This is a genomic window from Stenotrophomonas sp. S41, from assembly GCF_016624625.1.
Classification (GTDB): Bacteria; Pseudomonadota; Gammaproteobacteria; order Xanthomonadales; family Xanthomonadaceae; genus Stenotrophomonas.
The window spans coordinates 1-21,838 of the sequence record NZ_JACVTV010000073.1; the positions used below are offsets into that span (position 1 = coordinate 1).

Sequence of the window (21,838 nt, forward strand, 5' to 3'; positions counted from 1 at the left end):
GCTTCGCAAGCGCCCGAACGCACAGCCGCCAGCGGCTGGGCCGGTCTGGGGATTCACGGCGTCCCCCAGCCAACCCACCCTCCCGGCCAACCCCGAGATCCAGCACGCCCACACCCACCACGGAGGGGCTCCGCCGTTGGCCGACCCGGCCGAAGGCCCACCCCCGCGCGATACAATGCGCACCATGAACACCCCCCAGGACTCCAGCCTCGGTCGCGAGGTCAGTTACCCGTCGCAGTACGATCCCGGCCTGCTGTTTCCCATCCCCCGCATCGGCGCCCGCGCCGAGATCGGCCTCGATGACGCCGCGCTGCCGTTCGTCGGCCACGACCGCTGGCACGCCTTCGAACTGAGCTGGCTCGACCCGCGCGGCAAGCCGCAGGTGGCGGTGGCCACCGTGCAGGTGCCGTGCACCTCGCCGCGGCTGATCGAATCGAAGTCGTTCAAGCTGTACCTGAACTCCCTCAACAGCACCCGCATCGACAGCGCCGAGGCACTGCGCGAGCGCCTGGTGGCCGATCTGTCGGCCTGCGCGGGTGCGCCGGTGCAGGTGCAGTTCGGCCTGCCGGAACTGCGCGAGGCGCCGCTGGGCGAATCGATCGATGGTCTGGACGTGGCGATCGACTGCTACGGCCCGCCGCAGGCGGACTACCTCGCCGCCGATGCCGGCCAGGTGGTGGAGGAGACCCTGGTCTCGTCCCTGCTGAAATCCAATTGCCCGGTCACCGGCCAGCCGGACTGGGCCACGGTCAGCGTCCGCTACCGCGGCCCGAAGATCGACCGCGCCGGCCTGCTGCGCTACCTGGTCAGCTACCGCGAGCACGCCGAGTTCCACGAGCAGTGCGTGGAGCGCATCTTCAGCGAGGTGTCCGCGCGCTGCCAGCCGCAGTGGCTGGAAGTGGAAGCACGCTACACCCGTCGCGGTGGCCTGGACATCAATCCCTGGCGTGCCAGCCACGGCATCGCCGGCCCGGCCGCGACCTTCCGCGAGCTGCGCCAGTAACCGCCGCACGCAGTTACGGGTAGCGCCGGGCCATGCCCGGCGAGCGAAGCGGGCACAGCCAAAGCCGCCGGGCACGGCCCGGCGCTACCGCGGTTGCCAGGCGGTCATCGGTAGCGCCGGCCGCTGGGCGGCAACTGTTGTGGGCACCCTCCACCGCGATTGTTCAGCCGCCCACCCGGACGGCTTCACATCTGCACCATCCCCATTTAACAACCTCCATGTCACCGTGCCATCCACGTAGTCATGCAGACGGGAGTGTGTGGATGAGCACCGAGAAGAAAGCCGATTTCTCCGGCGTCACCGCCAGCGTCGACAGTACCGCCGAGAAGGTTCCCAAGGCGGACTTCTCCGGCGTTACGGCCTCGGTGGACAGCACGGCCGAGCGCGTCGGCGGTACCTACACCGTGCAGAAGGGCGATTCGCTGTCGAAGATCGCCAAGCAGCACCTGGGCGATGCCAATGCCTGGAAAAAGATCTTCGAGGCCAACCGCGATGTCCTCGACGACCCGGACAAGATCTTTCCGGGCCAGACCCTGAAGCTGCCGCCGAAGTAAGCCGGCCCGCGCCGTCTGGCGCACCCAGGCCGACCGACAATCCCTGCGAGGAACACCCGAATGATCAAGACCAGCCCGCTCCAGACCGCCCTGATCGCCGCCCTGCTGGGCAGCGTTGCCTTGGTCGGTTGCAAGAAGAAAGAAGAGTCCACTGACAACAATGCGGCCCCGGCGGCGACCACCCCGGCCGAGCCTGCACCGGCGCCGATGACCGGCGCGCCGCCGCCGATGGCCGAGGCCGCCGCTGCGGTCAACGTTTCTTCGGTGACCGTGGGCAAGACTGCAGTTGCCGACAAGTCGGTAGCACCGGCAGCTCTGTTCGCGCCGAAGGACGATGTGATCGTCTCGGTCCGCAGTGACGGCGCGGCCAGCAACGTGAGCATCGGTGCCAAGCTGACCTTCCAGGATGGCCAGGTGGCGGGCGAGCAGAGCGACACGCTGAACGCCAGCGGTGCCGAGACGACCAACATCACGTTCAAGAACGCCAATGGCTGGCCGGCGGGCAAGTACCGTGCGGAAGTCATGGTTGATGGCAAGGCGGCAGGAACGCCGCAGGAGTTCGAGGTCAAGTAAGTCCCGCCGACTCTCTCCCGGTTGGACTCACGATCGACGCAGCCGCGAGGCTGCGTCTTTTTTACATCAGGCGCGGGCCGGCGCGTCCTGCGCCGTCGCTTGGCGGGCGTTGTCGGCAACCTGTTGCTGCTGGGCCGACTCCTGCGCGCGCGCCGCGAACGCCTGGCCCTCTGGCGATGCCTGCACATCACGCATCGCGGTGGCCAGGCTTTCACCGCCTTCACGTGCACCGGCCAGCAGAGCGTCGGCGTTGCCCCGGGCCGGCGGCTGATCGCCCTGGGTCGAGGTCAACGGCGGGTACTTCGGATCCTGCAGCTTCTCGATCTCGGCCGGGGTGGCCATTCGGTTGTCCAGGCCCGGCTCGATCACACCGCCGAAATCGTGCACCTTCACCCCCATGATCTCGCCCAGGGTGCGGTAGGCGGAGTTGCTGTTGACCGTATCCCCGAACACCTTGAAGCCGTAGTTCGGGTAGTTCAGGTCCTTTTCGTTCAAGGTGTCCTTGGCCGCCACGGCCGCGTTCCAGCGGCCCATCACTTCTTCCTTGCTGCCGGTCAGCGCGGTGTGATGCTGCTGGCCTTCCTTGATGTAGCTTTCCGACGTGGGCTTGGCACCGTGTTCGGCGGCGATATCCTTGTCGTGGGCGAAGTGCCACACGCGCAGGGAATGCTTCTTCTCGTCCGTGCCGATCGGAATCGCGCGCTGGGTTTCGCGGTCGGTGGCCAGGCCATGCAGTTCGGCCAGGGCTTTGCCCTGCGGGTCGCGCAGGACCCAGAAATCGTGGCTGGCGATACCGGCGACCCGTAGCGATCGGGCTTCAATGGAATATCCGTCTGGCATTGCATCATCTCCTTGATGGGGTCCATGCAGGCATCCCACGTGCCTGCTTCGTGTTCAGCGCTGCCCTCAGGGGGCAGCCAGGCAATGGGTGAAACCTTCCTCGAAGGTCTTCAGGCCCGCCTGGACACCCTGGTCGACGTAGTAGGCCCCGGCGCCACGCAGGCGCAGCGCCACCTTGCCGGCCGCCGCGTCGTGCTGCAGGTGCAGGCGGAACCCGGAAATGTTGTCTTCGGGGAAGTTGCCGGTTTCAAGCACCCCGTCCGGCACGTCTTCGCGGGTGACCTTGTGGTCCCACAGGGCATCGTCCTCGCCCAGTTGCGCCAAACGCTGCCGGGCGCATTCGAAAACCTTCGGGGTGGGCGTCTGCGGGGCAATGTGCAGCGTTGCAGACGCTTCGGGAACCGCATGAGCGGGTTCAGACATCGCGCATCCTCCTGATGCAAGCATGATCAACAACAACGTGGTGGCCGTTGGCAGCCGTGGTTTGAACATGACGACAATCCTGTTTCGTCCAATCATTGCGACTATAAGGCCCTGGCAGGTTAAGGAAACATCAGCAACGGCCCGCTGACCGGCCGCGCCGGCCGCTGCACCCTGCGGCCGCAGTACCCGGGCGTATGGCACGGCTTTGCCCCGCGCGGCTGAAAACGCGACAATGCAGGGGTTTCCCCCTCGCGCGCCCACCCTGACGGCGACGGGGAAAGTGACACGGTTGCACGTGGCACGGCGCCTGCGCCGGCCTTCCCCTGAGAACCGCTACAGAGTCCAAGTCCCCCATGTCCAAGATCCTCTACACGCTGACCGACGAAGCACCGTTCCTGGCGACCCAGTCGCTGCTGCCGATCGTCGACGCCTACACCGCCACCGCCGGTATCGTGGTGGAAACCCGTGACATCTCGTTGTCCGGCCGCATCCTTTCGCAGTTCCCGGAACTGCTCAGCGATGCGCAGAAGGTCAGCGACGACCTGGCCGAGCTGGGCCAGCTGGCGACCACCCCGGACGCCAACATCATCAAACTGCCGAACATCTCCGCCTCGGTGCCGCAGCTGAAGGCCGCCATCAAGGAACTGCAGGACCAGGGCTACCCGCTGCCGGATTACCCGGAAACCCCGGCCGACGACCAGCAGCGCGACTACAAGGCGCGCTATGACAAGGTCAAGGGCAGCGCGGTCAACCCGGTGCTGCGCGAAGGCAACTCCGACCGCCGTGCACCGCTGTCGGTGAAGAACTACGCGCGCAAGCACCCGCACCGCATGGGCGCCTGGGCGTCGGATTCGAAGTCGCACGTCGCGCACATGGCCGCCGGTGATTTCTACGGCAGCGAGAAGTCGGCCACCCTGGCCAACGCCGGTTCGCTGAAGATCACCTTCCACGGCAAGGACGGCAGCGCCGTCGTGCTGAAGGAAAAGACCGCGGTCAAGGCCGGCGAGATCGTCGATGCCGCGGTGATGAGCCGCAAGGCGCTGGCCGCCTTCATCGGTGAGCAGATCGCCGATGCCAAGGCCCAGGGCGTGCTGTTCTCGCTGCACCTGAAGGCGACCATGATGAAGGTCTCCGACCCGATCATGTTCGGCGTGGCCGTCAACGAGTTCTACAAGGACGTGCTGGCCAAGCACGCCGACGTGCTGAAGCAGGCCGGTTTCGATGCCAACAACGGCATCGGTGATCTGGCCGCGCGCCTGCCGTCGCTGCCGGAGGCCACCCGCGCCGCGATCGAAGCCGACCTGGCCGCCGAGTACGCACAGCGTCCGGGCGTGGCGATGGTCAACTCGGACAAGGCCATCACCAACCTGCACGTGCCGAGCGACGTCATCGTCGACGCCTCGATGCCGGCGATGATCCGCGACTCCGGCAAGATGTGGAATGCCGAAGGCAAGCTGCAGGACACCAAGGCCGTCATCCCCGACCGCTGCTACGCCGGCGTGTACCAGGCCGTCATCGACGACTGCAAGGCCAACGGTGCCTTCAACCCGGCCACCATGGGATCGGTGCCGAACGTCGGCCTGATGGCGCAGAAGGCCGAAGAGTACGGCTCGCACGACAAGACCTTCCAGATCACCGCCGACGGCGTGGTCAAGGTCACCGACGAGGCCGGCACCGTGGTGTTCGAGCACGCCGTGGAAGCCGGTGACATCTGGCGCATGTGCCAGACCAAGGACGCGCCGATCCAGGACTGGGTGAAGCTGGCCGTCGAACGCGCCCGCCTGAGCAGCACCCCGGCCGTGTTCTGGCTGGATGCCGGTCGCGCCCACGACGCGCAGGTCATCGCCAAGGTCGAGCAGTACCTGAAGGACCACGACACCAACGGCCTGGACATCCGCATCCTGCCGCCGGTGGAAGCGACCGCCTTCTCGCTGGACCGCATCCGCAAGGGTGAGGACACCATCTCGGTGACCGGCAACGTGCTGCGCGACTACCTGACCGACCTGTTCCCGATCATGGAGCTGGGCACCAGCGCCAAGATGCTGTCGATCGTGCCGCTGATGGCCGGTGGTGGCCTGTTCGAGACCGGTGCCGGTGGTTCGGCCCCGAAGCACGTGCAGCAGTTCGTCGAAGAGGACTACCTGCGCTGGGATTCGCTGGGTGAATTCCTGGCCCTGGCCGCGTCGCTGGAGCATCTGGGCAACCGCTACGACAACGCTGCCGCCCGCGTGCTGGCCAAGGCGCTGGACGAAGCCAACGGCCAGTTCCTGGACAACGACAAGTCGCCGTCGCGCAAGCTGGGTGGCATCGACAACCGCGGCAGCCACTTCTACATCGCGCTGTACTGGGCCCAGGCCCTGGCCGCGCAGGATGAAGACGCCGCACTGAAGGCCCGCTTCGCCCCGCTGGCCAAGGCACTGACCGACAACGAGCAGACCATCGTCGATGAGCTGGCCGCGGTGCAGGGCAAGGCCGTGGACATCGGTGGCTACTACCGTCCGGACGTGGCCAAGGCCAGCAAGGCCATGCGCCCGAGCGCGACCTTCAACACCGCGCTGGAGCAGCTGCGCGGCTGATCCATCGCCGCCTGCGTGTGACACCCGGAAACCCGCGCTTCGGCGCGGGTTTCTTTTTGCCTGGGGTGAGGGGTCAGAGCCCTTCTGCACGCAGAAGGGATCTGACCCCATTGCCCGGAACCGTCAAAACGGCATGAAACTTGCCCACGATGGCCGTCGCAGAACCCATAAATACGTGCCTGAAGCCGCCATCGATCTGAGCAGTCGATCACGACGTACGCGCGCGGCGATGGCCTAGCCTTGGCGATGCGAGACCGTCGGGGAGGCGGTCGCCCGGGGAACACGGATGGCACGCGTGCTGGTGGTGGGAACCGATCTCCAGGGCGAACAGGCCCTGCTGCAGCGGCTGCGCGTGGCCTCGGCCCTGCCCGATGGACAGGTATGCCGCAGCCAGGACCTGGACGACTGTGACCTGCTGGTGGTCCGCGATACGCCCGCGCTGCGCAACGCCGCGCTGCGCATGCGCGAGCAGCGGCCGCGACTGCACTGCTGGATCGAGGGCAGCGGTGGCCAGCTGCGCGAAGGCCATGGCCGCCAGGATGTACTCGATGATGGGGCCATCGGCCGCGCGCTGCGTGGCATGCAGGGCAGCGCCGAACCCGCGCCCATCCGCTTGGCCGACGGCGCCCACGCCATCACCCGCCTGCTGCGCGAGCGCCTGCCGCTGCGCCAGGGCCACGCACTGCTGGGCGAGCGCGGGCAGCCTCTGCTGCTGCTGGATCTGGAGCAGGACCAGGCGGTGGTGCTGCAGGAACCGGCCGCCGTACTGGTGGAGCGTCTGGCCCAGGGCTTCGAACATCTGTACCTGGACGCGCTGACGGCGCCGCAGTTCCAGCTGCTGGCCGGCAACCGCGCGCGCCAGCCGCTGCGCCCGCTGCTGTGGCAATGGGCGCAGCGCAGCCGCCATTGGCAGGCGCTGGACGAGCGACTGCGCAGTGCAGCGGTGAAGCTGCTGCGCTGGCCCGACTTCCGTGTGCTCGGCCACGACCACGATGGGTTCCGCCTGTGCTCGCTGCTGCTCAAGCGCGCGTACACGGTGGACGAGTGCGCGATGCTGCTGGAACTGCCGCCGGCTGCGGTGCGCGATTTCATCCATGCCGCCTACCTGTGCGGCTACGCGCAGCTGCAGAACGCCGCGCCGGTGCCCGTGGCCGCGCGCGGCAGCGGCGCCGACCACGGCCTGCTTGCCCGCCTCTGGCGCAGCCTGCGCGGGAGCGAGCGCAATGCGTGAGCACAAGGTGGTGGTGCTGGGCGGCATGGGCAGTGGCAAGTCGACCCTGGTGCGCAGCATCGCGGCCGGTGCGGTCATCGATACCGACGTCGCCAACAGCGACCGCGCGGGAGCGGACAAGGCCTCGACCACGGTCGCTCTGGATTATGCCGACATCGACCTGCCCAACGGCGAGCGCCTGCGCCTGTACGGCACGCCGGGCCAGCAGCGCTTCGACTTCCTGTGGCCGATCCTGCTGCAGGGCGCGCGTGGCGCGGTGCTGCTGCTGGACGCGCGCCGCGCCGGCCTCGCCGACGAACTCGATGCCTACCTGCAGGCGCTGCGGCCGTTCGCCGGCACGCTGGCGCTGGTGGTAGCGGTGACCCACCTGGACCAGATACCCGACGCGCAGCTGGATGACTGGGCCAACCGCGCCTGCCTGGACGACCAGCCGCTGCCGCTGCTGCCGATCGATGCGCGTGACCGCGCGCAGGGCCTGCTGCTGATGGATGTGCTGATGAGTGAAATGGAAGCGCACGCACTGGTGGCCCTGCATGGCTGACGGACAGGTGGCGACGCTGCCCGACGCCGGCCAGCGCGAGCGCCTGCAGCCGCTGCTGCAGGACCTGCAGCGGCGCGTGGAGGGGGTCCGCACGGTGGTGCTGGCCAGTGTCGATGGTTTCGCCCTGGTCAGCGCCGGTGCTGATGGCCGCAGCGAGCGGCTGGCGGCGATGACCAGCGCGATGCTGGCCTTGGCCGCAGCGGTGGGCCGCGAACTGGCGCTGGGCGACCTGCAGACGCTGATGCTGGAAGCACTGGGCGGCAAGGTGCTGATGCTGGCGATCCAGACCGAAGGCCGCGCACCGCTGCTGCTGATGGCCGCCTGCGACCAGCGCAGCGTGATCGGCCAGGTGCTGTGGCAGAGCAGGGAATGTGGCCAGGCGATCCTGGCCGAACTCAGCGGATCGTGAGCCCGGCCGCAGGGGAACGAGGGGCTCGAACCAACACCGACAAGGGGATACGACGTGGCTGGACTGACTGAATCGCTGAATGCACTGATGGGCATCGATGGCGCGCAGGCCGTGGCGCTGGTCGACTACGAGAGCGGCATGCTGCTGGGCGAGGCGGGCGCCGGCATGGACATGGAAGTAGCGGCCGCGGGCAACACCGAAGTGATCCGCGCGAAGATGAAGACGGCCGCATCGCTCAATCTCAACGACAGCATCGAGGACATCCTCATCTCGCTGGGCAAGGCGTACCACATCATGCGGCCGGTGGCGAAGAAGAAGGGGCTGTTCTTCTACATCGTGCTGGACCGCGCGAAGAGCAACCTCGCCCTGGCCCGGCGCAAGGTGCAGGACGTGGAGTCCGAGCTGGCGATCTGAGCCACCGGCTGTTGTAGAGCCGAGCCCATGCTCGGCTGCTTGTGCTCCCGCCCTTTCGTAGAGTCGAGCTTGCTCGACTTCTGCCAGAAGCAGTCGAGCAAGCTCGACTCTACCGACGCGCCAAGGCAGCCGAGCATGGGCTCGGCTCTACACAAGCTACCCCACGCCGGCGTATGGTGGATGCCCGTCTCCCTGCCGAGCCGTGCATGTCCCAGCCTGACATCGCCGTCGACCTGGCACCGCGTATCGCCGTGGCCATCCGCGATGGCTTCGAGGACTACCACGCGCGCTTCGCGGCGATCACCGCGCGGGCGCGGCTGCGCTTCGAGCAGCGCGACTGGGCCGCTGCACGGCAGGATGCGGTCGAGCGCATCGCCCTGTACGACCTGTGCATCGCCGAACGGATGGACGCGCTGCGGCGCATGGCCGGCGACGCGATCGGCGTGCGCGCGCTGTGGCTGCAGGTGCACGCGCACTACAACGCGCTGCTGCAGGGGCTGATCGACGCCGAACTGTACAAGACCTTCTACAACACCCTGGCGCGGCGCCTGTTCGCCACCCGCGGGGTCGACCCGGCGCTGGAATTCATCGCCTTCGACATCGAACCCTCCGATGCGATCACCCACCCGGTGGCCCGCCACACCTATGCGGTGTCGCCCACGCGCCCGGTGGAGGCCCTGCAGCGGGTGCTGGCCGATTACCGCTTCGACGTGCCTTACGCGCACCAGCTGCGCTGCGCGGCGGCCATCGCCATCCGACTGCAGGATGACCTCGCCCACTGGGGCGATACGCCGGTGCGCAGCATCGAGCTGCTCGACACCGTGTTCTACCGCGAGCGTCGCGCCTACCTGGTCGGCCGCGTGTTCGGCGAACACCGCTTCTCGCCCTGCATCATCGCCCTGGTCAACGACGAGCACGGCCTGCGCGCCGATGCGGTGCTGACCCGGCGCCGCGATGTCGCCCACCTGTTCGGTGTCTCGCGCAGCTATTTCCAGGCCAACCTGGCCACCGTCGGCGATGCCGTGGTGTTCCTGCGCAGCCTGCTGCCGGGCAAGCCGATCGACGAGATCTACACCGTGCTCGGCCGCGCCAAGCAGGGCAAGACGGAGCGCTACCGCACCTTCTTCCGCCACTTCAATGAACACCCGCACGAACAACTGGTGCATGCCGAGGGCACGCCGGGCATGGTCATGGCGGTGTTCACCCTGCCCAGCTACCCGCTGGTGTTCAAGCTGATCCGCGACCGCTTCGCCTGGCCCAAGGCGATGTCGCGCCAGCAGGTGGAAGAGAAGTACGCGCTGGTGTTCAACCTGGATCGCGTCGGCCGCCTGCTCGATGCCCAGCCCTACCGCCACCTGCGCTTCCCGCGCGCGCGCTTCGCCCCGGCGCTGCTGGACGAGCTGCTGCAGCAGTGTGCGCAGAGCGTGCGGGTGCAGGGCGACGAGATCGAGATTGCCCTGTGCTACGTGCAGCGTCGCTTCCGCCCGTTGAACCTGTACCTGCGCGAGCAGGGCGGGCAAGCCGTACGCGCGGCCGTGCTGGACTACGCGCAGGCGATCACCGACATGGCCCGCAACAACATCTTCCCCGGCGACATGCTGCCGAAGAATTTCGGCGTGTCGCGGCATGGTCGCGCCGTGTTCTACGACTACGACGAGCTGTGCCTGGTCAGCGACTGCGTGTTCCGCGCCTGGCCGCAGCCGCGTACGCCGGAAGAGGCACTCGCCGACGAACCATGGTTCCATGTGGGGCCGCGTGACGTTTTTCCCGAGCGCTTCGGTCCATTCATGGGCCTGCCGGCGCAGGAGCTGGCGGCGGTGCGTGAACACTACCGCCACCTGTTCGATCCCGCCTGGTGGCAGGGCCTGCAGGCCCGTTTCGCCAGTGCTGACTACCCCGACACGCCGCCGTACGCCGCCGACCATCGCTTGGCGTGATCAGCCGGGCCGTAACACATCGCAGGGCGACCTGGGGTAGGCTTCGTACCTCATGCACAAGGAGTGAGTGTGATGCGATCTTCCCTTTTCCTGGCCTTGACCCTGGCCCTCGGTGGCGGCGCGGCCTGCATCGGCACCGCCGATGCGCAGAGCGCGCGTGAAGTACGCAAGCAGACCGAGGCCAGCATGACGCTCAGTGGCGTCATCGACATCGGCCGCGATGGCCAGGTCGAAGGCTTCCAGCTCGACCACCGCGAGAAGGTTGCCGAAGACGTGGCGGCGATGGTCGACGGCACGGTCAAGGCGTGGCGTTTCGAGCCGGTGCTGGTCGATGGCCAGCCGGTGCGTGCGCGCACCACTGTCCAGCTGCGCCTGCTGGCGGACAACCTGGCCGGCAACACGATGCAGGTCCGCGTGACCGACGCGAACTTCGACAAGGTCCGCGACGAGAACAACCTCGGCAGCGATGACATCCGCGCGGTGAGCATGCGCCCGCCGGTGTATCCGGACAAGGCAGCCTCGATCCGCGGCCAGGGCGTGGTGCTGCTGCTGGTCAAGATCGGGCGTGATGGCAAGGTTGCCGACGTGATTGCAGAACGGACCAACCTGACCTCGGTCGGTCCCGGCCGCACCATGGACATGCTGCGTGACGTGCTGGCCAAGTCCAGCGTCAAGACCGCGCGTAGCTGGACCTTCAAGCCGCCGACGACCGGCAAGGACAAGGACAAGGAGTTCTGGACCGTACGGGTTCCCGTCCACTACGCCTTCGACTCGAAGAAGGAGCGCTATGGCCGCTGGTCGGCCTACATCCCGGGCCCGCGCCAGCAGGCCCCGTGGATCACCGGCGAAGACGAGAAGGCCACCGGTACCGACCTGCTGCCCGAGGGCGGCGTCTACATGGTCGGCCGCAACGACGGCCCGCGCCTGCTGACCCCGCTGGGCTGACCGACGCGGCCACAGCGCCAGGCCGTGCCTGGCGCGCCCGCGCACGGATCAATCCGCGTGCGGGTAGACCACCACGCGGTTGCGGCCCTGTTCCTTGGCCAGGTACAGGGCCTTGTCGGCCAGTCGCAACGCCTGCTCCACGTCGGCATGGAACGTGGGGAAATGGGCCACGCCCAGCGATACGGTGATGTTGCCGACCGGTGCGAACGGCTGCCCGGCAATCGCCTGGCGCAGGCGCTCGGCGGTCTGCTGCGCCGCCGCCACGCTGACGCCCGGCAGCAGCACCAGGAATTCCTCGCCACCGGCGCGGCACAGCACGTCGGTCTCGCGCGAATGGCGGCGCATCTGCTCGGCGATGTGGACGATGGCGGCATCGCCGACATCATGGCCGTGGCCGTCGTTGATCGCCTTGAAACGGTCGATGTCCAGCGCCACGATCGCGAACGGCACGCCCTGCGCCTGCAGCATCTCCAGCGCGTTCTGCAGGCCGCGGCGGTTCAGCAGCCCGGTCATCGGGTCGGTCCGGCTGGCGCGGTTGAGCGTGCCGATGCGGTCCTGCAGCGCATTGAAGCTGTACAGCACCGCCTGCTTCAGCTGCGCGACTTCGAAGTACCACGCACGGATGCCGGTGACATGGTTGATCGCGTTGCCGGTGTCTTCGCCTTCCTGCACGTTGCGCGCCAGCTGCCACAGCGGCATAGAGATGCGCCTGGCGAACCACCAGGTGATCAGCAGCGAGAGCACGCCCAGCGGGATCGCGTTCCAGATGACCGAGGTCATCAACCGCGACAGCGGCTGCAGGGTCGCTTCGGTCGGGCGCTGGGCGATGATGCCCCAGCCGGTGGCCGGCACCGGGGCATAGCCGGACAGCTGTGCCACGCCATGGTTGTTGACCAGCTGCTGGCTGCCGGAATGGCCGCGCATCACCGCCTTCACCGCCGGGTTGTCCAGCGCGTAGGTGCCCACTTCCTTCGGATTGTTGTGATAGATGATGCGGCCGTTGTGGTCGACCACGTACAGGTAGGAACCATCGCGGTAGTAGTGCTTGCCCAGCAGCGTATGCAGCGCGCTGCGCTGGCGCAGGTACAGGGTGCCGCTGACGTAGCCCAGGTAGGCGCCCTGGCGGTCGAAGATGGGGTGCGACAGCGAGATCAGCAGCTTGCCCGTCGCCGACTGGTAGGGATCGCTGACCAGCGGCTGGCGACGCGCCAGCGCCTGGTTGTTGCCGAAGCTCTTCAGCACTTCGCCCTGCAGCTGCAGGGTCTGCGGCGAGGTGGCGATGACCAGGCCGCTGGCATTGACCACCAGCGACGAGTTGAAGCTGCTGGACTGCAGCTGCAGGCGGCTGGCTTCATCCTGGGCGTGGCCGGCATCCAGGCCGCTTTCGCCGAGGCGGGTGGCGGCGTAGGCCAGCTGCTGCTGCGCGGAGAGCAGGAAGGTCTGCGTCGTGTCGGCCAGCTTGCTGGTGTACACGCGGTTGGCTTCCAGGGTGTTGCTCACCAGCTGGTCGCGCTGTACGCGGTAGCTGGCCAGCAGCGTGTTGCCGAGGGCGATGAGCGTACTCAGCAGGGCCAGGGCAAGAATCAGTTTGCCCAGGTTGAGGCGGTTGGAGATCGGCGGCATGCGGCGACTGCGCCCACTGCTGCGGCAGCGCAGCCGGGCGCGAACGGTGGGGGAACCGCCATTATGGGCACATTCGCCTGCCCCGGGGAAAGTACGGTGACCCGGTGTCAGCGCTGCAGGCGCCGCCGCAGCGTATCGCGCACGCGCTCGGCGCCGGCCGCATCCAGCGGCGCCAGCACGCCCTGCGCGTCCGGCGGCACGTGCGCGGCCGTGTGCGCACCGGCGTCGAAGACATAGTGGTCAAGCATCGTGCGCCAGTGTGCGCGTTGTTCCGGCGGCAGGTCGCGCAGGGCGAGGATGGCCAGCATCAGCGCGTTCATCGGTGAGTCCATCCAGGCCGGCACCGGTCGCCACCAGCTGTTGACCAGCACGTTGAACGCTTCCAGGCCTTCCATGTGGTGCCACCACAGCGAGGGAATGAACACCGCGTCGCCGGGCTCCAGCTCCGCCACCTGGGCCTGTGCCCACGCCTGCGCGAAGCGCGGGAAGCGCTGCAGGTCCGGCGCATGGAAATCGACGAGGCTGATCGCCTGACCGGCCGGGGTGAAGTCCAGCGGCCCGACGTACAGGTTGTCGATCTGCTCCGGTGCGAACAGGGTGACCCGGCGGCGGCCGGCTGCCACGCAGGCCAGGTTGTCCGGCACGTCCTGGTGGGCGGCGATGCGCGAGCGGTTGCCGATCCAGATGCTGGCCAGCGGATCGGCCACGCCGAGGTGCAGCGGATTGGCCTGGCTGAAACCCGGCAGGAAACTGTCGAGCGTGGTCGATGCCACGTAGATGGACGGCGGCGCGGGATCGCTGGCGTACTTCAGCAGCGTGGCCAGCACCACCTTCAGCGGAATCTGTTCGCGGCGGAAATTGAAGCCGCTCATGTCGTCGTTGTAGAACAACCGGCCCCGCGTGTCGGGTGCGGCGGTGGTCGCGGTCACCGGCATCTGCCCATGGTCGAAGCTGGCCAGGTGGGCCACCGCCTCGGCGGCGGATCGGCGCGCGGCCATCACCAGCGGCCAGTGCGCCACCAGCCCACGGATCACCTTCGGCGTGGTCCAGGTCGGCAGCTGCACGTGCAGCTGCGCCGGGTCCAGGCCGTGGATCTCTTCGATGGGGCGGGGCGGTGAAAGCATGCGCGGGTATCCGGGGCAGTGTGGAGCCGGGCCTGGGCTCGGCTCCACACTACCGCAGCCGGTCAGAACTTGTATCGCACGCCGAACATGTAGCGCGGGCCGGTCTGGGTGGCGTAGCGCAGCATGTTGGTGTGGCGCGAGTAGGTGCGCATGGTCTCGTCGGTCAGGTTGATCGCTTCCAGGCTCAGGCTCAGCTGCTCGCTCACCGCGTAGCTGATGTTCAGATCGAGCTGGCCGTAGGCGGCGGTGTAGTTCGGGTTCGGGCCCTGGCCACCGATGCCGTTGAGGAACTTGTCGCGCCAGTTGTAGGCCGCACGGATCTGCCACGAGTTCTTGTCGTAGAACGCAACCAGGTTGGCCGAGTCGCTCAGGCCGATCATCGGGTACTGGTCACCCAGGCTGAGGTTGTTGAAGGTCAGCCCGGACTTCACCTTGGTGTAGTTGGCAGCCAGGCCGAATCCGGACTGGCCGAACAGGTGCTGCACCGCCACTTCCCAGCCATCGAGGTGGTCCGAGTGCTGGTTGGCCGGCACGGTGATGTCGAAGCCGGCGATCGGATCGGTCGGCAGGCCTTCGATGGTGCCGGTCAGCTGGCCGGCCGAATTGACGCCGGTGAAGTTCACGCCCGGATCGCCGGCATGGTTGGTGAAGATGTAATCGCGGATGCAGGGCATGTCGGTGCCACCGCACGAGGCCAGTGCCTCGTTCCAGTAGGCGCCGCCGACCGGCGTGTGCAGGTTGCCGCTGTTCTCGCGCACCACGGTGTCGCTGATGAAGTTCTTGATGTTCTTGCGGAAGAAGCCGGCCGACGCGTAGCTGGCCTCACCGTAGTACCACTCCAGCGAGAGGTCGAAGTTGTCCGAGATCAGCGGCTCCAGGCTGGGGTTGCCGCGGCTGCCGCTGCCACCCTGGGTGCGCACGATGTCGGCCAGCGACTGGCCGCTCTGGATCTGCGTCCAGCTCGGGCGGCCCAGCGTGCGGCTGTAGCTGCCACGGAGTGCCAGCGAGTCGCTCAGGTCCAGCTTCAGGTCGACGTTGGGCAGCACGTAGTCGTACTTGCCGCGGCCGCCGATGAAGCTGCTCTCCGGCGCGTAGACGATGTTCAGTTCGTTGGCCGAGCCCCAGCTGATGCCGGTCGGTACGCGCACCATCGCGCTGGATTCCACTTCGGTCTGCTCGTAGCGGACGCCGGCCGCCACGTGCAGCGGCATCGACCAGTCGAAGGTGGTGCGGTACTGCAGGTAGGCGCTGCGGGTCTTCTCGGTGGTGCGGATGTCTTCGGAGTACTCGGTCGGCGCGTAGTAGCAGGTCGGGCAGGCCGGGTCGGAGGCGGTACCGACCTGTGCGGCACGGTCGATCAGGCGGTCGAAGTCGAACACCAGGAACTGGCCGGTCAGGCGCGGATCGCTGTGCCCGGAGAAGGCCTTGAAGTACTTGGCCATGTTGTCCGCGTACCAGATGTCATCGGCATAGTCGGACGGCGAACCCAGGCCGCCCCAGGTATTGCGCTGCATGATGGCCGAGGCCGAGCGGTTCTCCACCTGGGTGTGGCCGACGCCGAAGTCCAGCGCCGAGTAGTCGGCGAAGCGGAACGTACCGCGGCCCTGGTACTGCTGCACCTTGGATTTGTTGTAGCTGTTCTGGAATACCGAGCCGGTGACCAGCGCATCGGACGCCTGCACGCCGCCCGGCGGCAGGGCGATGTTGATGATCGGCAGGTCGCCGCTGTAGTCGACGGTGGTGGTGCCGCGCACGAAGGCGGCCACGCCGAGCACGCCGGCCGAACCGTACGGGCTGTCCGGCTGCGATTCGGCCTGCGAGTTGTGCGCGTCGAACGACAGGTCCAGCGCGTCGTTCACTTCCCAGTCCACATTGAAGCCCAGCGAGTGCATGTCGGTCTTGGTGGCCAGCCGCGCGCCGCCCATCGACACGTCCGAGTTGGTCATGTCCTCGCTGTAGATGATCGGCGCCGACACCGGGCCATTGGTCCAGATGCTGTCGCCTGGGCCGTAGTTGAACCACACCGACAGTTCGCTGCGCTGCTGCTGCACCTTGTTCTCGACATAGGTGTAGTCCAGCGTGGTGGTGATGTTGTCGGCCGGCTTCCACTGGAAGGTGGCCTGCGCGTTGGTACGCTGGCGCTGCACGCCGTTGACGTTGTACGCGGTGTTCTGCGGCCGCGCATACACATCGTTCGGGCCCGGCCGGTTGGTGATGCGGTCCGAATAGCCCTGGCCCGGCTGCGGCAGGGCGCGCCAGTCGGTGGCTTCATTGCCGTAGAACGTGGCCCAACCCTCGGCCACGGTGGCCTGGTTGAAGCCGGAGTCGCGCTCCTGGTGGCTGGCACTGAGCGACACGCCGAAGCGGTCGTCGGCATAGCGCTGGCTGAAGATGCCCGACAGCTCGCCGGTGACGTTGGAACCCTGCAGCGTGCGCGGCAGGTTGTCGTTGGACGAATCGTTGACCGCCTTCAGGCCGAGGCTGATCACCGGCTCCGATTCCAGCGGGCGCAGCGTCTTGATGTTGATGGTGGCGCCGATGCCGCCGGCCGGATTGTCGGCGCGGCTGGTCTTGTAGACCTCCACCGCCGAAATCGATTCGGAAGCGAGGTTGGCGAAGTCGAACGAGCGCGAGCCGTTGAGGCCACCACCGCCGTTGCCGAGATTGGATGCCGGCATCTGCCGGCCGTTCAACAGCACCAGGTTGTAGTCGGGGCCGATGCCGCGCACGGTCACCTTCGAGCCTTCGCCGCTGGAGGTGCGGTCGATCGACACGCCGCTGATGCGCTGCAGAGACTCGGCCAGGTTGGTATCGGGGAACTTGCCGATGTCCTCGGCGACGATGCCATCGACCACGCCCTGGCTGTCGCGCTTGAGGTTCATCGACGACTGCAGGCTGCCGCGGATGCCGGTGACCTGCACCGTATCGAGCGTGGCCGGGTCGGGTGTTTCGCCGGCAGGTGCGTCCTGCGCCCAGGCCGGTGCAGCAAGCGCTGCGAGCAGCGCGGAAGTGAGCATCGTCTTGCGAGGTACTGCCTTGTACGTCTTCATGGAAGCTCCCTCCCCAGGGAATTCGGTGGTGTCGTTGCGGCGTTGTCTCGATCGCGGGTTACTGCATGTGGCCGGATTGGAGCGACGGTTGACAGCGTTGTCAACAAACTGCCATCAAGTGCGCCTGATCGGCGCTGGGGTGGGGTGTCATGTAAACGTTGCCATGAACGCGCTCATGCTGATGAATTCCCTTTGTCTGCGGGATTTCCAGCGGTTTTTCAGCAATGACAGCGCTGCCAATGGATCGGTGGAATTGAGTTGTGCGGTGCAGAACAAAACTGCGCGGATGCCGTTGTGCAGTGGTGGAACGCAGCCGTTGTTGTGCACTGACAGCGCTGGACAAATGGAGCAGACAGCGGATGTCGTGCATGTCCGCTTGATGGCTTGAATCAATGACCGGGAGGACAGGTTCTGGACATGGCAACGACCGCCCGCGGACAACGCGTGTACGGTGCTGGGCACGTACGGTCACTTCATCGCGCACGGCGAAGCGGCGGCCGCCCGCGTGCGCCTGGATGCGAGGAAAACCGCAACGGACGCGTCGGTCCGCTGCGGCAGGGAGCGTCAGCGCCGGCGTGGTGCGGCGGTCGATTCGCGATCGAGCACCGCGTGCTCGACGGTGATCATGCGTCCGGCCGTCTCGGCGCGGATGTGCTCGATCAGCTGCTCGGTCGCCAGCCGGCCCATGTGCGCGGTCGGCTGGCGCACCGTGGTCAGCGCCGGATAGATGTGGCCGGCGATCGGCGTGTCGTCGAAGCCGCACACCGACAGATCGCGCGGCACGCGCAGGCCACGCTCGCCCGCCACGCGGTACACCGCGGCGGCCATGTCGTCGTTGGCGGCGAAGATCGCCGTCGGCGGGTCATCCAGGTCGAGCAGGGTGTTGGCGGCGTCCACGCCGGATTCGAACGAGAACTGGCCGCTGACCACCAGTTCCGGGTCGTAGGCGATGCCCGCCTCGCGCAGCGCCTGGCGGTAACCGGCGTGGCGCCACTGGCAGGCACCGTGCGCGCGCGGGCCCTTGATGTGGCCGATGCGGCGATGGCCCTGCGCGACGAGGTGGCCGATCAGTTCGACCACGGCGGTGGTTTCGTCCATGCGCACGCCGATGCGGCCTTCCGGGTGGCGCGGCGCGATGCAGGCGAAGGGGATGTCCTGTTCTTCCAGGTACGACAGCACCACCTCGTCGTCGGTCAGCGGCGGGATCAGCACCACGCCGTCCGGGCGCGAATTCTCGAACAGCGCGGCCAGGTCGGGCTGGGTGCGGCGGCCGGTGCCGACCGGGCCCAGGATCAGGTTGTAGTGCTGCGCATGGCAGGCTTCCAGCATGCCGCTCTGGATTTCCATCAGGTAATTGCGCGAGGGATTGTTGTAGACCAGCGCCAGTGCATACGAGCGCTGCCCGGCCAGGCTGCGCGCCGACAGGTTGGGCTTGTAGCCCAGCCGCGCCACCGCCGCCAGCACGCGTTCGCGGGTCTGCTCGCGCACGTTCGGCTCATGGTTGAGCACGCGCGACACGGTCTTGATCGAAACCCCTGCAACGGCGGCGACATCCTCGATTCGACTGCGCATGATGCGATGGTTCCTCCTGGAAGGCGGCGGGCACGCGGCGATGGTAGTGCGTGCTGGCCCGGTCGGTGTTGCCGAAGCAGGCGGATGTTGCCACGACATGAGGGGCGCTGGCACGTCCCGATTTCGTGTCGCGATGCAGCACCCACGCACCGCGCTGGCGCGTCGATGATGCGCCAGGCCCCGTCGTTGCGGGGCGGCGGGCACGTTGCCCGCGAACAACGATTGACAGCAGCGGGGTCGCCTTATATGACAGCGCTGTCAGGAGCGGTGCGCAAGCGCCCATGCCCGCGTGCGGTCGCAGACACGCGCGCCAGGAACTTCATCCACGGAGGTAGAGCCCAGTGAATCGCCCCACCCAGACCCTTCTTGCCAGCTGCCTGCTGGCCGCCCTTGCCGCGCCCGTCGGTGCCGCACCGGCCAGCGGCGAACGCCTGCAGGACTGGCCGCGCGTGCACAGCGCGATCACCACCGACGCGCAGATCGAAAGCCGCGTGCAGCAGATTCTTTCGCAGATGACGCTGGCACAGAAGATCGGGCAGATGACCCAGGCCGAGATCAAGACGATCACGCCCGAGCAGGTGCGCCGCTACTACATCGGCTCGGTGCTCAACGGAGGCGGTTCGTGGCCGGGCATGGACAAGCACGCCAGCGTGCAGGACTGGCTGAAGCTGGCGGACGCCTACCACGCCGCCTCGCTGGCTACCGATGCGAAGACGCCGGTGCCGGTGATCTGGGGCACCGATGCCGTGCACGGCCACAACAACGTGCTGGGCGCCACCCTATTCCCGCACAACATCGGCCTGGGCGCGGCCGGTGATCCGGAACTGATCGAGCGCATCGGCGAAGCCACTGCGCGTTCGGTGCGCGCCACCGGCATCGGCTGGGTGTTCGCGCCCACCCTGGCCGTGGCCCACGACCCGCGCTGGGGCCGCACCTACGAAAGCTATTCGTCCGACCCGACGGTGATCCGCAGCTTCGCCCATGCCTACGTCAAGGGCGCGCAGGGCGCGTTCAAGGATGACGGCAACGTGGTCACCACCGCCAAGCACTACCTCGGCGATGGCGCCACCGACAGCGGCCGCGACCAGGGCGAGGCGCTGGTCGACAAGGCGACGATGATCAACGTGCATGCGCAGGGCTACTACGGCGCACTGGCCGAAGGCGCGCAGACGGTGATGGCCTCGTTCAACAGCTGGAACGATCGTGCCGCAGGCGTTGACTACGGCAAGATGCACGGCAGCAAGGCGCTGCTGACCGACGCGCTGAAGGACAAGATGGGCTTCGACGGCTTCGTCGTCTCCGACTGGAACGGCATCGCCCAGGTGCCGGGCTGCCGCAACGACAGCTGCGCGCAGGCGATCAACGCCGGCATCGACATGGTGATGGTGCCCGACGACTGGAAGGCCTTCATCGACAACACCATCGCGCAGGTGCAGAAGGGCGAGATCCCGATGGCGCGCATCGACGATGCGGTGACGCGCATCCTACGGGTGAAGCTGCGCGCCGGCCTGTTCGAGCACACGCCGTCCGACAGCCGCTATGCCGGCGATGCCACCGCCGTGCAGCACCGCGATCTGGCGCGCCGTGCGGTGCGCGAATCGCTGGTGCTGCTGAAGAACGACAACAAGGTCCTGCCGCTGCGCCGCGATGCGCGCGTGCTGGTGGTCGGCAAGGGTGCCGACAACATCGGTGACCAGTCCGGTGGCTGGTCGCTGACCTGGCAGGGCACCGAGAACAAGAACGCCGATTTCCCCAATGGCGATTCGGTGCTGGGCGCGCTGCGCGCCGAACTCGGCGCGGACAAGGTCAGCTTCAGTGCCGATGGCCAGGGCGTCGATCCGAAGGCGTTCGACGTGGTGCTGGCGGTGATCGGCGAGACGCCGTATGCGGAAACCAACGGTGACATCCTCGCCTCGGACACCGTGAGCCACAGCCGTGCCTACCCGCAGGACCTGGCCGCGCTGAAGGCGGCGGCTGCGACCGGCAAGCCGGTGGTGACGGTCTATATGTCCGGCCGCCCGATGTACACCAACGACCTGCTCAACCTGTCCAGTGCGTTCGTGGCCGCCTGGCTGCCGGGCACCGAAGGCAAGGGCGTGACCGACGTGCTGGTGGCCGGCAAGGGCGGTAAGCCCGCGCACGACTTCCGCGGTCGCCTCAGCTTCCCGTGGCCGGGCGTGCCGTGTCCAGCACCGATCGACCAGCCCGATGCGAAGAAGCCGTCGCTGTTCGCGCTCGGCTATGGCCTGAGCTACGCCAAGGGCGGCAAGGTCGCCAGGCTCGACGAAGCCGACCCGGACAGCTGCGGCGAAGTGACCGTGCTGCCGATCTTCAACCGCGCCGATACGCCGCCGTTCGCACTGCACGTGGCGGCCGCGGGTGCGACCCAGCCGCTGGGCAGCGACCTCAACGCCACGCTGCGCTGGCCCACCGCCAAGCCGGTGGTGCAGGTGCGCACCGTGCAGGTGAATACCCAGCAGGACGCCAAGGAAGTGACCTGGCTGGCCCCGGCGCAGCTGATCGCACGCAGCACCTCGCGCCGCAACCTCGGCGCGCTGGCGCGCAGCAACGGCGCGCTGCAGTTCGACGTGCAGCTGGTGAAGCGCCCGGCCTCGCCGGTGAAGGTGACCATGCAGTGCGGCAGTGGCTGCGAGGGCGGGGTGGACATCGCCCCGCTGCTGGGCAAGCTGTCGCCCGGGCAGAAGCAGACAGTGACCGTGCCGCTGGCGTGCTTCGCCAAGCAGGGCGTTGCGTTGGGTGCGGTGGAAGCGCCGTTCGTGGTGACTGCGGACACGCCGTTCGCGGCGGCCTTCACCCAGGTCAAGCTGACCGCCAATACGGCCAACGCCGAGGGCGCGGTGGCCTGCCCGTGATGTGGTCGGGCGCGTCCGGGCAAGCATCCACGCGTGGCGTGGATCTACTTCAAAGGAGCGTAGATGCACTCCGCCGGGGGGGGGGCCCGGGGGCCCGGGGGGGGGGGGCGGGCGGGGGGCGGGGCGCGGGGGGGGGGGCGGCGCCGCGCC

General features: G+C 67.7%; 19 protein-coding genes. 13 read left to right on the top strand and 6 right to left on the bottom strand.

Features of this window, described 5'->3' with window-relative positions; genetic code table 11:
• Positions 1-184 precede the first annotated feature (184 nt).
• The 3 genes from queF to IAE56_RS14600 all read left to right on the top strand — a co-directional run bounded on the left by queF (position 185) and on the right by IAE56_RS14600 (position 2,130).
• Positions 185-1,003 carry an NADPH-dependent 7-cyano-7-deazaguanine reductase QueF gene (gene queF / locus IAE56_RS14590; RefSeq protein ID WP_200753007.1) on the top strand — a complete coding sequence of 273 codons (819 nt, stop codon included), beginning with the start codon at positions 185-187 and terminating at the stop codon, positions 1,001-1,003.
• 263 nt (positions 1,004-1,266) lie between these two features.
• Entirely contained in the window at positions 1,267-1,557 is a 291-nt protein-coding gene (locus IAE56_RS14595) for a LysM peptidoglycan-binding domain-containing protein (protein WP_108770221.1), read from the top strand.
• Positions 1,558-1,617: 60 nt separating this feature from the next.
• A complete protein-coding gene (locus tag IAE56_RS14600) occupies positions 1,618-2,130 on the top strand; it encodes a hypothetical protein (protein WP_200753008.1) in 513 nt (170 codons plus the stop codon).
• A gap of 66 nt (positions 2,131-2,196) precedes the next feature.
• Here IAE56_RS14600 and IAE56_RS14605 read toward each other — a convergent pair whose 3' ends face one another.
• Together IAE56_RS14605 and IAE56_RS14610 are read right to left on the bottom strand one after the other, a co-directional pair.
• Complete coding sequence (locus IAE56_RS14605; protein ID WP_200753009.1) at positions 2,197-2,970, bottom strand: hypothetical protein; 774 nt, start codon at positions 2,968-2,970, stop codon at positions 2,197-2,199.
• Between the two features lie 66 nt (positions 2,971-3,036).
• Positions 3,037-3,393, bottom strand: coding sequence for a hypothetical protein (locus IAE56_RS14610; RefSeq protein WP_159097571.1), 357 nt, complete (start codon positions 3,391-3,393; stop codon positions 3,037-3,039).
• A 22-nt stretch (positions 3,394-3,415) separates the two neighbouring features.
• Here IAE56_RS14610 and IAE56_RS21250 point away from each other — a divergent pair, with 22 nt between their 5' ends.
• The 8 genes from IAE56_RS21250 (at position 3,416) to IAE56_RS14645 (ending at position 11,446) form a co-directional block, all read left to right on the top strand.
• Positions 3,416-3,541 carry a hypothetical protein gene (locus tag IAE56_RS21250; protein ID WP_267912602.1) on the top strand — a complete coding sequence of 42 codons (126 nt, stop codon included), beginning with the start codon at positions 3,416-3,418 and terminating at the stop codon, positions 3,539-3,541.
• A gap of 205 nt (positions 3,542-3,746) precedes the next feature.
• Positions 3,747-5,969 (top strand): NADP-dependent isocitrate dehydrogenase, encoded by a 2,223-nt coding sequence (locus IAE56_RS14615; protein ID WP_200753010.1) that lies wholly within the window; start codon positions 3,747-3,749, stop codon positions 5,967-5,969.
• A 286-nt stretch (positions 5,970-6,255) separates the two neighbouring features.
• Positions 6,256-7,200: a hypothetical protein gene (locus IAE56_RS14620; protein ID WP_200753011.1), complete on the top strand. Its 945-nt coding sequence runs from the start codon at positions 6,256-6,258 to the stop codon at positions 7,198-7,200.
• Positions 7,193-7,741 carry an ATP/GTP-binding protein gene (locus tag IAE56_RS14625; RefSeq protein ID WP_200753012.1) on the top strand — a complete coding sequence of 183 codons (549 nt, stop codon included), beginning with the start codon at positions 7,193-7,195 and terminating at the stop codon, positions 7,739-7,741. Before IAE56_RS14620 ends, IAE56_RS14625 begins: the two co-directional genes overlap by 8 nt.
• Positions 7,734-8,150, top strand: coding sequence for a roadblock/LC7 domain-containing protein (locus IAE56_RS14630; RefSeq protein ID WP_200753013.1), 417 nt, complete (start codon positions 7,734-7,736; stop codon positions 8,148-8,150). The genes IAE56_RS14625 and IAE56_RS14630 overlap by 8 nt, the downstream gene beginning before the upstream one ends.
• A gap of 54 nt (positions 8,151-8,204) precedes the next feature.
• The gene (locus IAE56_RS14635) at positions 8,205-8,564 is read left to right on the top strand and encodes a hypothetical protein (protein ID WP_108770215.1); all 360 of its coding nucleotides are present in this window, start codon (positions 8,205-8,207) and stop codon (positions 8,562-8,564) included.
• A 206-nt stretch (positions 8,565-8,770) separates the two neighbouring features.
• The gene (gene aceK, locus IAE56_RS14640) at positions 8,771-10,501 is read left to right on the top strand and encodes a bifunctional isocitrate dehydrogenase kinase/phosphatase (protein ID WP_200753014.1); all 1,731 of its coding nucleotides are present in this window, start codon (positions 8,771-8,773) and stop codon (positions 10,499-10,501) included.
• A 72-nt stretch (positions 10,502-10,573) separates the two neighbouring features.
• Positions 10,574-11,446 carry an energy transducer TonB gene (locus tag IAE56_RS14645; protein ID WP_234456098.1) on the top strand — a complete coding sequence of 291 codons (873 nt, stop codon included), beginning with the start codon at positions 10,574-10,576 and terminating at the stop codon, positions 11,444-11,446.
• Between the two features lie 48 nt (positions 11,447-11,494).
• Here IAE56_RS14645 and IAE56_RS14650 read toward each other — a convergent pair whose 3' ends face one another.
• The 3 genes from IAE56_RS14650 to IAE56_RS14660 form a co-directional block, all read right to left on the bottom strand.
• A complete protein-coding gene (locus tag IAE56_RS14650; protein ID WP_200753016.1) occupies positions 11,495-13,069 on the bottom strand; it encodes a sensor domain-containing diguanylate cyclase in 1,575 nt (524 codons plus the stop codon).
• A gap of 107 nt (positions 13,070-13,176) precedes the next feature.
• Positions 13,177-14,193: a cupin-like domain-containing protein gene (locus IAE56_RS14655; RefSeq protein WP_200753017.1), complete on the bottom strand. Its 1,017-nt coding sequence runs from the start codon at positions 14,191-14,193 to the stop codon at positions 13,177-13,179.
• Between the two features lie 62 nt (positions 14,194-14,255).
• The gene (locus IAE56_RS14660; RefSeq protein ID WP_200753018.1) at positions 14,256-17,243 is read right to left on the bottom strand and encodes a TonB-dependent receptor; all 2,988 of its coding nucleotides are present in this window, start codon (positions 17,241-17,243) and stop codon (positions 14,256-14,258) included.
• A 163-nt stretch (positions 17,244-17,406) separates the two neighbouring features.
• Between IAE56_RS14660 and IAE56_RS14665 the strand changes: the two genes are divergently transcribed.
• On the top strand, positions 17,407-17,631 hold the full coding sequence (locus IAE56_RS14665) for a hypothetical protein (protein WP_200753019.1): 225 nt from the start codon (positions 17,407-17,409) through the stop codon (positions 17,629-17,631).
• A 176-nt stretch (positions 17,632-17,807) separates the two neighbouring features.
• Here IAE56_RS14665 and IAE56_RS14670 read toward each other — a convergent pair whose 3' ends face one another.
• Entirely contained in the window at positions 17,808-18,815 is a 1,008-nt protein-coding gene (locus IAE56_RS14670; RefSeq protein ID WP_200753020.1) for a LacI family DNA-binding transcriptional regulator, read from the bottom strand.
• Positions 18,816-19,156: 341 nt separating this feature from the next.
• Here IAE56_RS14670 and IAE56_RS14675 point away from each other — a divergent pair, with 341 nt between their 5' ends.
• Entirely contained in the window at positions 19,157-21,688 is a 2,532-nt protein-coding gene (locus IAE56_RS14675; protein ID WP_200753021.1) for a glycoside hydrolase family 3 protein, read from the top strand.
• Positions 21,689-21,838 lie beyond the last annotated feature (150 nt).